Genomic DNA, 14,519 nt, shown 5'->3' with positions numbered 1-14,519 from the left:
ATATTGCATTACGCTATGAACCTAGGCATCCATTATACTATGAATACTATTTATTCTCCTTGCACTTTCCAGTAATAACTCTTCCAAGTGAGGGAGTTTTTTTTCTATCTCATCTAACATCTCACCGATATATTCCTTTACATACCCTGCTTTAATGATAATGTTCTGTTCAACAACAATTGAAGGTAACATCCGATCAAAACGTGCAATCTGAAGGGGAATCAAGGATTCAAAAATTGGTGCAAACCACTCTCTATTGACTATCTCTCCCCATTTTTGTTCTATATCAAATATCACATTATGACATTTTAATGGCTTATTTCTGCTAAGTTCTTCAATAGTTAATAGCAATTTACGAATCGATCTAATCTCTGGAGATAATTGGTTAACATCGTTGATAACCAACTCAATTTTAGCCTTTACATTGGCATACCGCTCGTGACTTATTACTATAGGATGATCATTTATCCAATTTTCAATTATATTTTGCTCTACCATCTTCCCCTTATCAAGACCTCCATAAATTTCTTCTATAGGTTGGAATGGGGCACCTTCAATCACAGCTCCAAGACTTGACGAGTTATTAAATTCAATATGATTGAAATACTTGATTAAACTTTCAATTGATTCTTTCATAGACATAAAACTTGCATCTGTCGAATTCATTCCGCCCTGCACATTCTTAATTTGTTTCACAGCTCTCTGCAGCATTTTAACTTTAGTATCCTGAGAAAAATGCTCCACCCCATCGCTATACACTTTCTGTCCTGGATAAGACAGATCCTGACCTGCAAACACAACCTTTGTTGCTCCCAAAAAAATGGCCGTCTGAATCGCTGTTCCAGCAACAGTTGGTGTAGGCCTCATTAAGATATTACTCTTATTTATTTGTAGAAAGTATTGAGAAATTTGGTCATTTTCCATGATGCTATAAATTTTATCTTTTCCTTTTCGTTCAGAGATCCCATAATAAGACGATGAAGTGAACAACAGTGTGGGCTTAAGGGTTTCATCATTAGAAAAAATTTTATTATTCACTTCATGACCATCCATAATAACACATAGATGAGGCTTGATTCCGTGTTTCACCAAAGCCTGAACACTCGAACCAGCAGCAATAATTAATGCGTGTCTTGACATTTTCCTAATCCAGTCTATATCCTCTGTCAAAGAAGGACCTGACGATACAATAATAGCTGTAATCCCTTTAAATGCTCCAAACATTTTTTCGATAGAGTGTGTTGTCAGAGACTCGTGTAAATGATAAAGATAGTTTTGTGTCCACTCATTTCTAAATCGGTTTTCTACGTATTTATTGGAATGATAATCACTTTTAAAGGTAAGAAAATCTTTTCTCACATCTTGAAGCACTTCAATATGCTCTTCCAAAAACTTACGCAGTCCAATAAAAGCTAGGTTTTCTTGCATATAGCTACATAATAATTGAAATAGCATCCTAAGTTGGTCATCCCCAACAGAAATCCAATAAAGATTGGGGTGACTTAATAATAGACTAATATCATATTCGCTGATAACCCTGCTAAAAGATGCTATATCAGGTTCATATATAAACAACCACCGATCTGGAAATTCTTCTAAGAGGTCTGCAATACTTAATCCCTGTCCAAAACCATATACAAATATAATTTTGGATTCTTCTATCAGTTCTCCTACGGCTTGTAGCCATACCTCGTCCTTGTCAAATATCTCATACATAATTTGATCTTGGTTTATATCCAATGGATTGGATAACTTCATTTTTTCTGCTATATGTGGAAACTTTTGCTCTAACACTTCAAGATTCGCTTTATTCATAACTCATCCACCAATCTGAATTTTCTTCATACCTATTATTATCGGCCTATCTTTGTCAATAATGAAGCTAAATAGAAAAAGCATCGGTCCTTAACCGACGCTCTGCTCCAACTATTTTCGATAGTCTATAAAGACGCTGTCTGCAGAATAGGAATGCTGATATGCATTCTGTTGCGAACGAATATTCCCTCGCTTCTCCAGCCACTCTGCAGCTTCATTTTTAATCTCCAACATTCGTTCAACGATAACTCCTTCTCCAATGAGCAACTGCTTAATTTCAGCCTTCATGTCATCTGTTAACAACAAGGTATAGGAACCTATCTCGTTAACAATGGACTCTCTTTGTTCACTGTAATTAAGCAATTGCTCTTCATCCAGTTCAGATATATTGGCGATAGTATGATTGGATAAGAGACTATATTTATTTACTAGATGTCGTAGTTTTTCTGTATCGGTCATAATGCAAAACCTGCACCTAAAGATTTACTTGCCTCCACCCAAGCTTCTCTTAATTCCTTTAAATGTTCTAATACTTCTTTTGCAGGAGTAACGTTTTTATTCACATTAGATTCAATCAAACGATGTAACATATATTCATATATAGCAACTAGATTATTAGCTAAGGGGTATTCAAAATTTAATGATGAAATTAATTCATGTACGATGGCTTGGGCTTTACATAAATTCTTGTTTGCTAGCTCGTAATTTTTTTGCTCTATCCCCTCAATACCTGCTTGGACGAATCGAATTGCTCCATCGTATAACATAATTAGCAATTTGGGTTTGGAAGCAGTCTGAGTTTGAGTTTGTTGATATTTCTGGTACGGAGAATTAATCAATTTACTGTCCTCCTCACATAAAACTGGACAAATTAGAAGATGTATTATTATATCTATTAATAGCAGTTTCCATAGCTGTGAATTTTTTGTAGTAATTCGTTTCTTTCATATTTAATTTTGACGTGAGGTCACCTATACGAATATCAAGCAACCGTAATGATTCTCCCATAACGCTACTTGCATTGAATGAAGCAGTAATTTCTGTGCTAACTTTAGAGGTTCCCGCTGTGTTTGCCAAACTATCTAAAGTTTTATTTGATATTTTACGTAATCTAGAGAATATACCATCTGAGGAATCATATTCATTATTTAAGTAAGAGGAAGAATAGTTTTTACCCAAGTAATCACTAACAATATCCGGATTTTCTTCCAGAGATGCTCTTAACTTATCGGTATCTAAAATCAATTTCCCTTTTGTTTCATAGGTGCCTGTAGTAATCCCAATATGAGTCATGTTAAGTTCGTTTGTTGTCTTGGTTCCATTTTCTAATGTAATAGTTTTATCAAGCTTGACTGTCTGTACAAGGGCAGTTCTCATTTGTGAGATAGCGCCTTCCAAAATACTGTCACGCTTCAGCATTCCGCTTTTAGCTTTTTGTTCCCAAAGTTTAATCTCATCATCTGACATATCTTTTTTCTGTTCGCTTGTTAGCGGAGTATATTTTGAATTACGCTCTTCGTTAACTTTACCATTCAAGAAAGAAGAAAGTTCGTTATAAGAATCAACAAAATTTTGAACTGTTTCTATGATTTTATCAATATCCTTTGTTACACCAACCTGTGTAGTTGCACCATTACTTAATGCATTAAGGGTGATGTCAACCCCATTCATATTAAACGTATTTGATGCTTTAGTTACTTCAAGCCCATTGATCTTAACTTTTGCATCATCCCCACCAGTAAGTTGGTTGTTCAGCTTCAATGCTGTAAAAATACTCCCGTTAATCGTTATATTATTGGAACTCAAACCTGTATCTCTACTAGTAATTGACATATTGCCTGTTGCTGAATCATAGATTGCTGTTACACCTGTCTTTGTATTAGTGTTGATTTTTCTCACAAAAGAATCCAGAGTTTCTGTTGCACCATCAATTTCGATATCAACTCCATTAACTTGAACAGTTGATGTCCCACTTGTTGCAACTCCTGAACCGGTAATATCCGACAATAGAACTTTACCCCAATTGCTCTCTGAACCACCTTTAGTCGGTGCAGATGAGGATTTAGTAGAAGCCGCCTTAGCAAGTAGAAGAACTTCTATTTCCATATTACCGGCCGCTGTAGCAGATGCTTTGGCGGTTACTGCACTTGTATTCCCACTAATGTTAACTTTTTGAGCGTTAAGTGCACCCAATTTACTAAATGTATCGTTTATTTTGGTTTGTGCGAAAGTGACTAGCTTCACACTTGATTCACGATAACCTTCCCGTTTCCACTCCATCAGTTGCTTATTCTGATTAAGTTTGTTTAGTGGTTGACTTTCAGCGGTCATCAGTTTTTTCACTAATGCGTCGATATCCATTCCAGATGCCATTCCTGATATTCTTGTTACAGCCACTCGAATAACCTCCTTATTTAAGCTTTTTGATCTACAAGCAGACCAACAAATTCCATCATTTTAGCAGCTACATCTAAAATTTTTTCGGGAGGAACTTCCCTAATCAATTCACCTGTCTCCTTATTTAAAACCTTAATCATGATAGCATGTGTATCTTTATGAACAGAGAACTCCAAGAATCTTTGTGGTCCTTGAATAGCTTGAATAGCTTTATTAAGTTCTTCGATAGCCTTTTCCTGATCTTCAATTCTGTCGCTTGAGATACGCATACTTGGTGATAAGGCCGCCATACTCTCTGAAGTGGCCTTGTCTTTTGTTTCTACTGTTGGGGAAACAGACACCTGTGGCAAACCACCCTGAGCAAACGTTCCTGTGGATTTAACTGGCTCCATCGAAACCCTCCATAATTTTATTGTATTTGTATTCACAGCAAAAGATTCATTATCCTATATATCGGTAAAAGATAAGAAATATTTTATAAAAAATTGAAAATAAAAAAGCCCTGTATAAGAAATACAGGGCTCTAAGCAACGATTTAAAATTAACGAAGCAAGGACAGAACGCCTTGTGGAGCAGAGTTTGCTTGGGAAAGCATAGATTGGGAAGCTTGCAGCAAGATGTTGTTTTTGGACAAAGTAACCATCTCTTTGGCCATGTCAGTATCACGGATACGTGACTCGGATGCTGTCAAGTTCTCAATAGTTGTACCCAGGTTGTTGGAAGTATACTCTAGACGGTTTTGAACTGCACCTATTTTAGCACGTTGCTTAGCAACTGATTCAATCGCTTTTGTTGCACTAGCAAGGGTAACATTAGATGTCATAGCTTTGAAGTCTGTAGTGCCGATACCACTGATCGAAATTTTGAAATTGTCATCATCAGCTTGAATTTTAATGCTTGAAGTAATTTTGATTCCATTGAATTTTGTATTCGAAGTGATTGCATCAATTTGTGCACCCAATTGACCAAGTTCCATTTTGATATTGGATTTATCACTTGCTTGGTATGTTTCATTGCTGCTTTGTACCAACAATTCTTTCATACGAGTCAGCATCGAAGATACTTCGTTCATTGCACCCTCAGCTGTTTGTGCGAACGAAATTCCGTCTTGAACGTTACGTTGAGCTTGCTCCAAACCACGGATTTGACCGCGCATTTTCTCCGAGATGGAGAGACCTGCAGCATCGTCTGCAGCACGGTTGATACGCAGACCGGAAGATAGTTTCTCCATGTTTTTGCTTGCATTAGCGTTGTTCAGACCCATATTACGGTGTGTATTTAATGCTGGTAAGTTGTGATTGATAATCATTGTTTATTTCCTCCCTGAAATGGTTATATGCCCACATCCATGTGGTATTAGCGTCTTCACAGGTCGGCCGCCCTGAAGATTACCGCCTTAATATATATATCGACGACATGACATAATTTGTTTATAGCCATCTCAATTTTTTTTCTGTTTTTTTAACATCGTTCAAGGGAGGCTCTTTTTTTAACGTTATTTAGTTAGCCCCCCCAAGTCTTTTATCGTTTTTTGCAATATATCCAGATTCATAGCCGCATTTTGATTGTTTTGCTCAATCGCGTCGAGAACTTCCTTACGATAGATATCAATATCCCTTGGGGCTCTTATACCAAGTTTCACATTCTCACCTTCTACAGATAGCACTGTCAATACGATATCATCTGAAATGACAATAGATTCCCCTTTTTTGCGAGTAAGTACCAACATCAGATACCACCGTCCTTATTGAGAAAATCTTCATTTCTCCATAATGCGTGTTTTGTTTTGTATGATGTATTTTGCAGTACAATTTGCTTGCCCATTTTTTTGTGTGTATTAAACACAACGGGAGCCAATAAGTTAGCTGTTGCATGTCGAATCTCTTCATGCAACGTGACTATGCATCGAACCTGTACATCACTTGGATCGGTTACAGCGAGATCTTCTACACTTTCAGGAGAAAGTTCGAACTCATATTCCGGGTCAAAGTCAAATGGATTTACAGTCACAAAGGCCACTGAATGTTCTTCAACTGCACTAAACAAGCAAAATACTTCATCATGTTGCTGCAACTCAAATGATTTCAGTTCTTCAAAACCTAGGATTCCTTTCGGGAAAATGTATGTTTCTTTCACCAATTGCTCCTGTGGAGTCTCCGTTCTGTTATGTTGACTCATTATGTTCATCCTCCCCCAAATTCGTAAAAAAAGCTACGGACTACTTACTGTCCATAGCTTACAGTCTAAACTGGATTAAAATCAAATGGTTACCTCATAAAGTCCATCAGCGATGGTTGCATGATTTGAGCAGAAGACTTCAGCGCCGCTTCATAGATCGTCTGCGCGGAAGTAGCCTGAATCATAAGACTAGCCACATCGGCATCCTCTGTCTTGGATTGAAGAGTTGTAAAATTCAAATCTTGATCCTGCAAACGATTTTGCACTAATTCAATCCGATTAGTTCGCGCACCAACTTCAGATAGACACGCTTGCATTTTGGTTGAACGGGATTCAATGTTCTGTAGTTGTTGCTGTACCCCTGCCTGATTCCCACTATTTAGCGCAGTTGAAAGATCATCAATAATTTTAAAGACATTATCGGTCTCGCCTTTATTACCAAAAAATTCTGAACCTGAAGTATTAATTTGAAAAGTAACCTGCTCACTAATAGAATACAGCACTCCTTGTGTATCTGTCTCTACATCCGCATAATCTGTCACAGTACCCGTTAATTCATAAGGGGCTTTGTCATACGTTTGACCATTGAAGATAAACTTTCCACGAATCTGCGTATTACCTATATCCACAAGGTGTTTCTTCAATTGTTCTACTTCAAGGTTAACAGCTTCAAGATCTGAGTCAGACAACGTTCCATTAGATCCTTGGACTGCCAGTTCCTTCAACCTTTTCATTACATCATTAGCTTGCTGCATATTTGAATCCGTCGCATCCAGCCAACTTACCGCTGCATCCGTATTAGATTGGTACTGCTCATTCGCCGCCAACTCTGCACGGTAACGGAGCGCGTAAGTCACACCAACAGGATCATCGGATGGTTTATTGATTTTGCGCCCTGTGGAAATCTGGTTGGACATGTTATCCATACGGTTCAGGTTGCGGTTCAGGTTGCTAAGCATCTGAGTGCTCATCATTCCTGAGGTTACGCGAATAGCCATTATTGGTTACCCCTCTCTACGTCTTAGCGACCGACTACACCGGTGCTGTTAATGAGTTTGTTCAGCAGTTCATCGTAAGCAGTCATAAAACGAGCAGCTGCACTATACGCGTGCTGAAACTTGATCAAGTTACTCATTTCTTCATCTAGCGATACTCCACTTACCGATTGACGATTCAAGTCGACCTGTTCAGTGAGGAGTTGAGCATTTTGTGCTTGACGGTTAGCTTCTTGGGTCTGTACACCAAGTTGTCCTACAATTGCGCCGAAAAAGTCATCTACCGTGGTTGGTTTGGACAATGCCGATCCAAAATCAAATTTCGCATCTTTTAAGCCAGCTAAAGCCAGCGCCAGGCTATTATTCCCCAGTACTACACTCTCACTTGTACCTGTTCCGGTCGTACGCATCGAAGTTGCGATGTTATTCGGATCATTTTGGATATCTTTACTTAATGTAATATTTCCAGCCGTGATCGTTCCTGAACCGTCTTTGGTTGTAAAAAAGTCCCCGCCCGCAGTTGGTGTACTCCCACTAAGCGTATAACCCAGTTTATGAAGCCCATTAATCCCTTGAACCGTCACTTTCAGATCAGAAGTTATCGTTCTGTTGTTGTTGGCATTGGAATACGTAACATTGTTCAGGACTGTGCCTTCTGGCAAAACCGATCCCGCTGGAATTGTAATCTCAATATCCCCGGTTGCGAGCGTATTCGCCAGTTGATTGATTTGATTACGATAGTCTGCTACATATTGATCACGAGAATGGATCATTCCGTAGACTTCGCCACCAGTTAAAGTCCCCGCTTGATAGGCATTCTCTAAAATATCAGCCGTGACAGGAACCACCGCAGCTCCAGTGACTGCTACTTGGCCTGCAATCGTTACCTGGTAGCCACTATCCAGTTCTGTTATCTGAACGCCTGCAATCTTGGAGAGCTGGTCTACGGCGTAATCACGTTGGTCACGCAAATCATTGGCATTGTCTCCGAGTTGCTCCACTTTTACGATGTTGTTGTTCAGATCCGCTATGGACTGCAAATATGAGTTGATCTCAGTGGTTTTTAACGAAACGTTATTGGTCAAATCACTAGTCAGTGCATCCAATTGGAGACTGATTTGATTTAAACCATCTGTTAACGCCAAAGTTGTCTCTTTCACAATTTTGCGGTTTGTAACATCCTGTGGATCTTGACTAAGATCGGACCAAGAGTTCCAGAAGTTATTCAGCACTGTGCGAATACCCGTATCCGAAGGCTCATTCATGATGGTTTCAAGCTTTTCAAGTGTACTATTACGAATGGTCCATCCTCCAAGAGAGGTATTCTCATTGCGGAATTGGCCATCCAAAAAAGATTCACGAACACGCATAATTGAGTTAAACTCCACACCCGTTCCAAGCTGACCTGGTGCTGTTGTACGGTAAAATGCCACTGCATCAATTGGATCTGCTGCCGTCATGTTGACAACTTGTCGTGAATAACCTGGTGTATTCGCATTGGCAACGTTATGTCCTGTTGTGTTCAAAGCGGCCGTTTGTGTGATCAGACTGCGTTTGGCCGTTTCAATTGAATGAAATGTTGAAGCCATATTATTTTTCCCCCATTGTTAACCACGAGTATCAAAAAGACCAGAGCGAGCTATACCATAAGATTTCTCTAAAGGATTCTGATACGTGGCTTCTGATTCAGCATGAAATGACATTGTCTCAATAAAAAAGTCGATGTACGAGAGCGACTGCTTAATAAGCTGTTGATTGGATTCATTAAGATATTTCACCTTTTGTAGCACATCTGTTAATGAAGTTTGAGCTTGAAGAAGCCTCTTTTTCTCTGCGGTATCAAAGACCAGTCTTGTCAACTCACTAATGGTCAGATTTAACTTGGACTTAATACCACGTCCCTCCAGAAACTGGTGGACAGCCAGAAATCTTTGCTGCTCGATCAACTCAATCCTTTTCAGCAGTTTAGATTCCTGGTTAATTAGAGAAATCAGTATATCAACTTTGTTGGCAACAACAGCTTCCTTCTTCCGTTCCCCCAGCTCAAGCATCTCCACATGTGCGGCTTCCAACTGTTCAAGTACATCAATTATCGATTCAATTGCCATGTGTCCTCCTATTGATTAGGGAAGTTCTTAAAGTATGGAGCGAGCTTCTCGGCAAGCTTCTGGCTGTCTACTTGATAAGTTCCCGAATTTACCTGTTCCTTTAATTCTTGAATACGTTGTATACGTCCTGCATCCTGTGTACGACCTTGTTCCTCAAGCATCTTCATCGCCTCCGGAGAAATGGATACTTCGTCCTTACGGCGGCTCTTTTTGGCATCAGCCTGCTGATTGGATTCAACGTTTCTCTGATAGGAATTGATAGCACCAATTCTATTTGGTTCATTGATTTTCATACAAACTACACTTCCTTTACCCTAGGATTTTTTACATTATCTTTATGTTATTGAATGATTGAGATAATAAAAAAAACCGATAATCTTTAATAAGTTTATCGGTACGTTCCAAAACATTTGTTATAGCAAAAAGTGTATTTAAGCCCTCGCTCCTATGAATCGCGCAGTTTGTCGACAGCATTGTAGGCTCGCCCGCCTATATTATTGTTATCCTTCTGGCCTACTTCACGGGCTGCTCCTGCCAAATCTTTGGTCAAGCGGCTTCGACATGAATCACACATATGTCCTTCACGAATCAGCGTTCCACATACTTCACAAGGATACATCATGTTAGGGGCGTTTTCGATGGAAATCCGACCCTCCCGAATAAAGCGTGTGATTTGCTTAATCGAAATCTCCGTTGCATCAGATAATTCCTGTATATTGGTACCCTTATTCTCACGTAGGTAGTCTACACATGTCTGGTATTCCTGCTCAATTTCTTTGATACAGTTCGAACATACATCCCGAAAATTCAACGCATATAATCTGCCGCAGCGAGGACAATTACCTAGATTCATTGCTAAAACGCCCCTCTCATACTTCCTTTTCCGAATGGATAATAATTATACATTACCTTATTTTCACACATCAAGCCATAGTCTATTGCAAACATAGCAAGGGGTTAAAATGCATGTATGCGCAATCTTATGGATATTAAACAAGTTGTTTTTGCAGAATTACACATTAATCTTTCTCAGTGAAGAACAGATGAGCATAAACCTAGATATGTTGTTATTTAAAAATTAGTAAAGTGATCCCCAGTAATGGAGACAGGGATCACGTTAAATTTAACATACATTTTCATATATCACTTATCGATTTTCAAACTTAAGATCTGGCCAAAGTCAGCGTGTAAATCTCGATTGGAATGTTCATGGAATATCCGGCGTTCAGTATCACCTGTCCACAAGCATTCAAAGTGCTACCCGTTGTGTAAATATCATCGATTAACAGCAAGCGTAAGGGAGGAATATGCCAGCTTTGTGGGGATGATCTGAAATGTGCAGAGACTCTTTCTCCAATGGCGTATGAATTTGTTGATGGCTGTGAATGTATCTCCTTTTGCGCGAATTGAGAGTTGGCTTGATACAAGTCATGTATCAACTCCAGTCCATCCGGCTGCATTGCAAATGCATCCTGCATGGTCTGAATACGCTCGCCGCGTGTCTTGAAGCTTTGTTTGGTAGTGTTGATCCGACGCTGCAGCAGATCAACTACAGGCAGGCGGACGGCTGCGGCAAGTCCTGCTGCGAGCCGCTCGGCCTGGTTGAAGCCGCGCTCGGCCAGGCGTTCGTCGCTGACGGGCACATAGGTCACCGCGTCTGGCCGCCATCGCTGCTTGTTGTTTTGGAGCAGCGACTGGCGGTGGCGCCTCGCTGCTCCGGGATGAGCCACGGGGGCCAGGGTTTCTTTTGCCAAAACAGGGTTGAGTTCTTCGCTCATTGCTTGAAATGCTTGAATCATAAGAGCTGTTAACAGTGCTGCATAGCGCTCGTGGCCTCTGAATTTGTACATCCCAATCCATTCCTTCATAAGAGCGTTATACTGGACAGCGCTGCGGTTGCATATGAATGAACGGTTTTGCATGTGTGGGCGGACGCAGTCCGGGCAGCCGATCCCTCGACCACAACGCAGACAGCGGATGGAACGAATCCATGGAATTTGCTGCACACAACGCGGACAGATGCCGGGGTAAATCGGAGACAATATCGCACGTGTACCACAGGTTAGACAAGTCGCTCCGGGTGGGGCGAGTAATCCATGCAGGCGATGGGTAAGTTGGTGCACGTGATCAGCGATGCTGCTTAGCCAGTTCGACATTAGATTGTTGCCTCCCTCTGTATCTATTGGTGATTTGGCGGGTGAAGGTAACCTTTGCGTTTTGCGATGATGTTCATTTTTTGGATCTGGGCCACCGCTTTTACCTGGGAACGCGTACGACGGGATGATGCGAAGACGACTCTTCCTGCTGGATCATCCATAGATCGACCCGCTCTACCCGCCATCTGTACCAGAGATGCTTCGTCGAAGAGACCATTGTCCGCATCCAAAATAAATACATCGCTGCGCGGAATGGTGACGCCCCGCTCCAAGATAGTGGTGGTCACGAGCAGACGTATGGTCCGTTCACGAAACGCAATAACTTTGCTCGCGCGATCCGGATCTTGGGATGATGTTCCTTCGATATGGATTTGCGGAAACATGCGACGCATGAGATGTACAAATGCCTCGATCTGAGCGATCCGTGTCACAAAAACAAATACCTGAGCTTCGCGCAGCAAGGAGGTTTGAATACTGTTTTTTAGTGTGGCGGGCAGCTCTCGCTTTCGAATACATTCGGCGACGGTAGCCATTTTCAGTAAACGCGGTACAGGTAAAGGGTGGCGGTGGAAGCGGACGGGAACTTTGGCGTGAGTGAGTTTTCCTTGCGCTGCTTCCCGCTGCAGCCTAGCTGGTGGGGTAGCAGACAAGTACACAAAATGACCATCAGGCTTGCACGAGGATGCAGCCGCATGAGCGAGCATGGGATCATTATGGTAGGGAAATGCATCGAGTTCGTCGATAATGACAAGATCGAATGCCTGGTAAAAACGCATCAGTTGGTGTGTGGTCGCGAGTGTGAGCTGTGCGTCTTTCCAGCGCTCGGTGCTGCCTCCGTATAGCGTAGCGAGCGAGATGTCGGGGAACGCCTTCGCCAAACGAGGGGCAAGCTCCAGAACGACATCCCGGCGCGGCGTAGCCACAAGCGCACGTCCACCGCGCTCCAATATGTATTGGAGCAAAGGGAATATCATCTCGGTTTTACCCGCCCCGGTCACGGCCCACAGCAAAAACCGCCCCGGCCCATCCCCTGCGGATGGCTGGGCCAAAAACGCCAGCGCCGCGGCAGCCGCCGCGCTCTGCGCAGGGCTAAGCCCCCACCGGGCAAGTCCGCCCTCGGTGGGGACAACGGCCGTGCCACGCTGCGATGCCCCGCGTGGCACGGCCCCTGGCGCTGCGCTGCGCAGCAGCAGCGCACAGGCACGGCTGCGCCCCAGCGCGAGGCAGGCCTCGCAGTAGGCGCACGCCGCCAGGCCGCAGGCAGCGCAGGGCACGCGCTGCCCGGCAAAGCTGCCGCATCGGCGGCAGCGGGGCGCGCTCTGCGCGCGACCAAGCCACGCGAGGCGTTGCCGCCGCGTGGCAGGCCCTTCCAGGGCGGCTGTTATGCTCAGCCGCCCACGCAGGTGCGCGAGCTGCGCAGCCGCACGCCAAACCGAGGCAAGCTGCGGCGACGTATCCGCCAGCAGCGCCTCTGCCTCGGCCGCCAGCAATTGGCGGCCGCGAAGCCGCTCAGCCAGCAGGGCAGCGCCCCGCTCCAGGTGAGCCCATTCCCCGGCGGGATATGGCTCTGACATCTCGCCCACCTCCGCACCTCTTTCAGCGACAATCCCTACATTGCCCGCCATGTCTCCCCTAGCCTCCATATCCCCGGAGGCCCGCTCGTACATTTCCAGTTTGCGCTGCATATACACCTGCCAGTGTTCCTCTCCCCACTGATCCATACCTCGCTCCACCTCAAAATTCTCTACCATCCACGAGGCCTGACTTAAAGGTAATTCCCTGCCTAACATCAACCATCGCAACACCCGCCGTCCGCTCACCCCCTCAAGCCACCACGCCACATCCACTCGGATATCCAGTGACAGCGCCATCTTCCACTCTTCTCTCACTCGGCACACATACAACCCAACCTTCATCTGCTCTCCTCCCTCATTCTCCATGTCCCGAAACGCAAAAAAGCACATGCCAACCGACTATTCGTCGGAGCATGTGCTTCATGTCCATATCTCATAAATCCAATATCCATTTGTATTATCACTATATCAATTGTGGAGTCGTCCCACAAGTCGTTTAGTTTCCAAAAGTAATTGTTACGATCATTTTACCCATTCAATGAGTACCGATAATCTTTCTTTGATCATGCGAAACTTTTTCCAATCTGCATCGTCTATACTTTTAACTTAAGAGTTCTGATTTCAAAAAGGTTCATGCAACGCTCCCTACACAACTCTAACAGGGACAATAACCATAGATTGCATAAAAACCCATATTTAATTTAACAGCAAGCTTGGCTACAATGACAAAAAAAGACTACAGCATACGCTGTAATCTTTAACCTCAAACATGATGAAATTCACGCTTATTTGAGCAAGCCGGCATGACTTCATTGAAAGTGCATTCTGACTGATGACACGCTTTAGCCAGTCTGTCTCAGCAGCTTGCACGATGAATGAGCCCAACTGTTGCAAAAAAAAGCATCTACTGCTTTGGCTCACGCAAATCGATAAGGCGAATAGAACGATTCCCGGTCTGATTCCCCTGTTCCATATCAGTAGGGACAGCAGACAAGTAGGATAACTCCATTCCTTGCCTAAGCATAAGCTTTTCAATAATACGAACCGTTTCGGCTTCCGTGCGATCAGCGACAACCGTCAACGTGAAGCTCTTTCCACGGTAAAATAATTCCCGGCAAAGCGCTCTTACAATGCCTTCAATCCGCTGCTCCTGATTGGAAGGAATGAGCATAATCTGCTCGTAGCCTTCAGGGTCTGGACGGGAAAGATGGCGCTGGTGCATGGCATGAACGGCCATTGCCGCCAGGAAGTATATGAGCAGAATCATAGTCAGATGAGCAACCATGGCAACTGCAC

At 43.0% G+C, this 14,519-nt stretch carries 16 protein-coding genes; all 16 read right to left on the bottom strand.

What is annotated here, in order from left to right:
• Positions 1–21: 21 nt before the first annotated feature.
• The 16 genes from BMY78_RS22265 to BMY78_RS22190 all read right to left on the bottom strand — a co-directional run bounded on the left by BMY78_RS22265 (position 22) and on the right by BMY78_RS22190 (position 14,508).
• Positions 22–1,815 (bottom strand): motility associated factor glycosyltransferase family protein, encoded by a 1,794-nt coding sequence (locus tag BMY78_RS22265; RefSeq protein WP_090903551.1) that lies wholly within the window; start codon positions 1,813–1,815, stop codon positions 22–24.
• A gap of 111 nt (positions 1,816–1,926) precedes the next feature.
• On the bottom strand, positions 1,927–2,274 hold the full coding sequence (locus BMY78_RS22260) for a hypothetical protein (RefSeq protein ID WP_090903550.1): 348 nt from the start codon (positions 2,272–2,274) through the stop codon (positions 1,927–1,929).
• Positions 2,271–2,654 (bottom strand): flagellar export chaperone FliS, encoded by a 384-nt coding sequence (fliS, locus tag BMY78_RS22255; RefSeq protein WP_090903549.1) that lies wholly within the window; start codon positions 2,652–2,654, stop codon positions 2,271–2,273. The genes BMY78_RS22260 and fliS overlap by 4 nt, the downstream gene beginning before the upstream one ends.
• Positions 2,655–2,667: 13 nt before the next feature.
• Positions 2,668–4,212 (bottom strand): flagellar filament capping protein FliD, encoded by a 1,545-nt coding sequence (gene fliD, locus BMY78_RS22250; protein WP_371129181.1) that lies wholly within the window; start codon positions 4,210–4,212, stop codon positions 2,668–2,670.
• A 17-nt stretch (positions 4,213–4,229) separates the two neighbouring features.
• Positions 4,230–4,604, bottom strand: coding sequence for a flagellar protein FlaG (locus BMY78_RS22245; protein ID WP_090903548.1), 375 nt, complete (start codon positions 4,602–4,604; stop codon positions 4,230–4,232).
• A gap of 149 nt (positions 4,605–4,753) precedes the next feature.
• The gene (locus tag BMY78_RS22240) at positions 4,754–5,521 is read right to left on the bottom strand and encodes a flagellin N-terminal helical domain-containing protein (RefSeq protein WP_090903547.1); all 768 of its coding nucleotides are present in this window, start codon (positions 5,519–5,521) and stop codon (positions 4,754–4,756) included.
• 186 nt (positions 5,522–5,707) lie between these two features.
• A complete protein-coding gene (gene csrA, locus BMY78_RS22235; protein ID WP_090903546.1) occupies positions 5,708–5,941 on the bottom strand; it encodes a carbon storage regulator CsrA in 234 nt (77 codons plus the stop codon).
• Positions 5,941–6,390 carry a flagellar assembly protein FliW gene (gene fliW, locus BMY78_RS22230; protein WP_090903545.1) on the bottom strand — a complete coding sequence of 150 codons (450 nt, stop codon included), beginning with the start codon at positions 6,388–6,390 and terminating at the stop codon, positions 5,941–5,943. Before fliW ends, csrA begins: the two co-directional genes overlap by 1 nt.
• Before the next feature lie 89 nt (positions 6,391–6,479).
• Positions 6,480–7,388, bottom strand: a complete 909-nt coding sequence (gene flgL / locus BMY78_RS22225) for a flagellar hook-associated protein FlgL (RefSeq protein ID WP_090903544.1) — start codon at positions 7,386–7,388, stop codon at positions 6,480–6,482.
• Positions 7,389–7,411: 23 nt separating this feature from the next.
• Positions 7,412–8,974, bottom strand: a complete 1,563-nt coding sequence (flgK, locus tag BMY78_RS22220; RefSeq protein WP_090903543.1) for a flagellar hook-associated protein FlgK — start codon at positions 8,972–8,974, stop codon at positions 7,412–7,414.
• A gap of 18 nt (positions 8,975–8,992) precedes the next feature.
• Positions 8,993–9,493, bottom strand: coding sequence for a flagellar protein FlgN (locus tag BMY78_RS22215; protein ID WP_090903542.1), 501 nt, complete (start codon positions 9,491–9,493; stop codon positions 8,993–8,995).
• An 8-nt stretch (positions 9,494–9,501) separates the two neighbouring features.
• A complete protein-coding gene (gene flgM / locus BMY78_RS22210) occupies positions 9,502–9,786 on the bottom strand; it encodes a flagellar biosynthesis anti-sigma factor FlgM (RefSeq protein ID WP_062329757.1) in 285 nt (94 codons plus the stop codon).
• A 152-nt stretch (positions 9,787–9,938) separates the two neighbouring features.
• Positions 9,939–10,346, bottom strand: coding sequence for a TIGR03826 family flagellar region protein (locus BMY78_RS22205; RefSeq protein ID WP_064641917.1), 408 nt, complete (start codon positions 10,344–10,346; stop codon positions 9,939–9,941).
• 310 nt (positions 10,347–10,656) lie between these two features.
• A complete protein-coding gene (locus BMY78_RS22200) occupies positions 10,657–11,343 on the bottom strand; it encodes a ComF family protein (protein ID WP_256222273.1) in 687 nt (228 codons plus the stop codon).
• Between the two features lie 329 nt (positions 11,344–11,672).
• Positions 11,673–13,565: a helicase-related protein gene (locus BMY78_RS22195; protein WP_090903540.1), complete on the bottom strand. Its 1,893-nt coding sequence runs from the start codon at positions 13,563–13,565 to the stop codon at positions 11,673–11,675.
• Positions 13,566–14,127: 562 nt separating this feature from the next.
• A complete protein-coding gene (locus tag BMY78_RS22190) occupies positions 14,128–14,508 on the bottom strand; it encodes a hypothetical protein (RefSeq protein ID WP_090903539.1) in 381 nt (126 codons plus the stop codon).
• Positions 14,509–14,519 lie beyond the last annotated feature (11 nt).

The sequence above is a fragment of the Paenibacillus sp. OK076 genome (assembly GCF_900110055.1).
Classification (GTDB): Bacteria; Bacillota; Bacilli; order Paenibacillales; family Paenibacillaceae; genus Paenibacillus.
The sequence above is the reverse complement of the archived record's forward strand: the minus strand, read 5'-3'. Positions and strand labels throughout refer to the sequence as shown.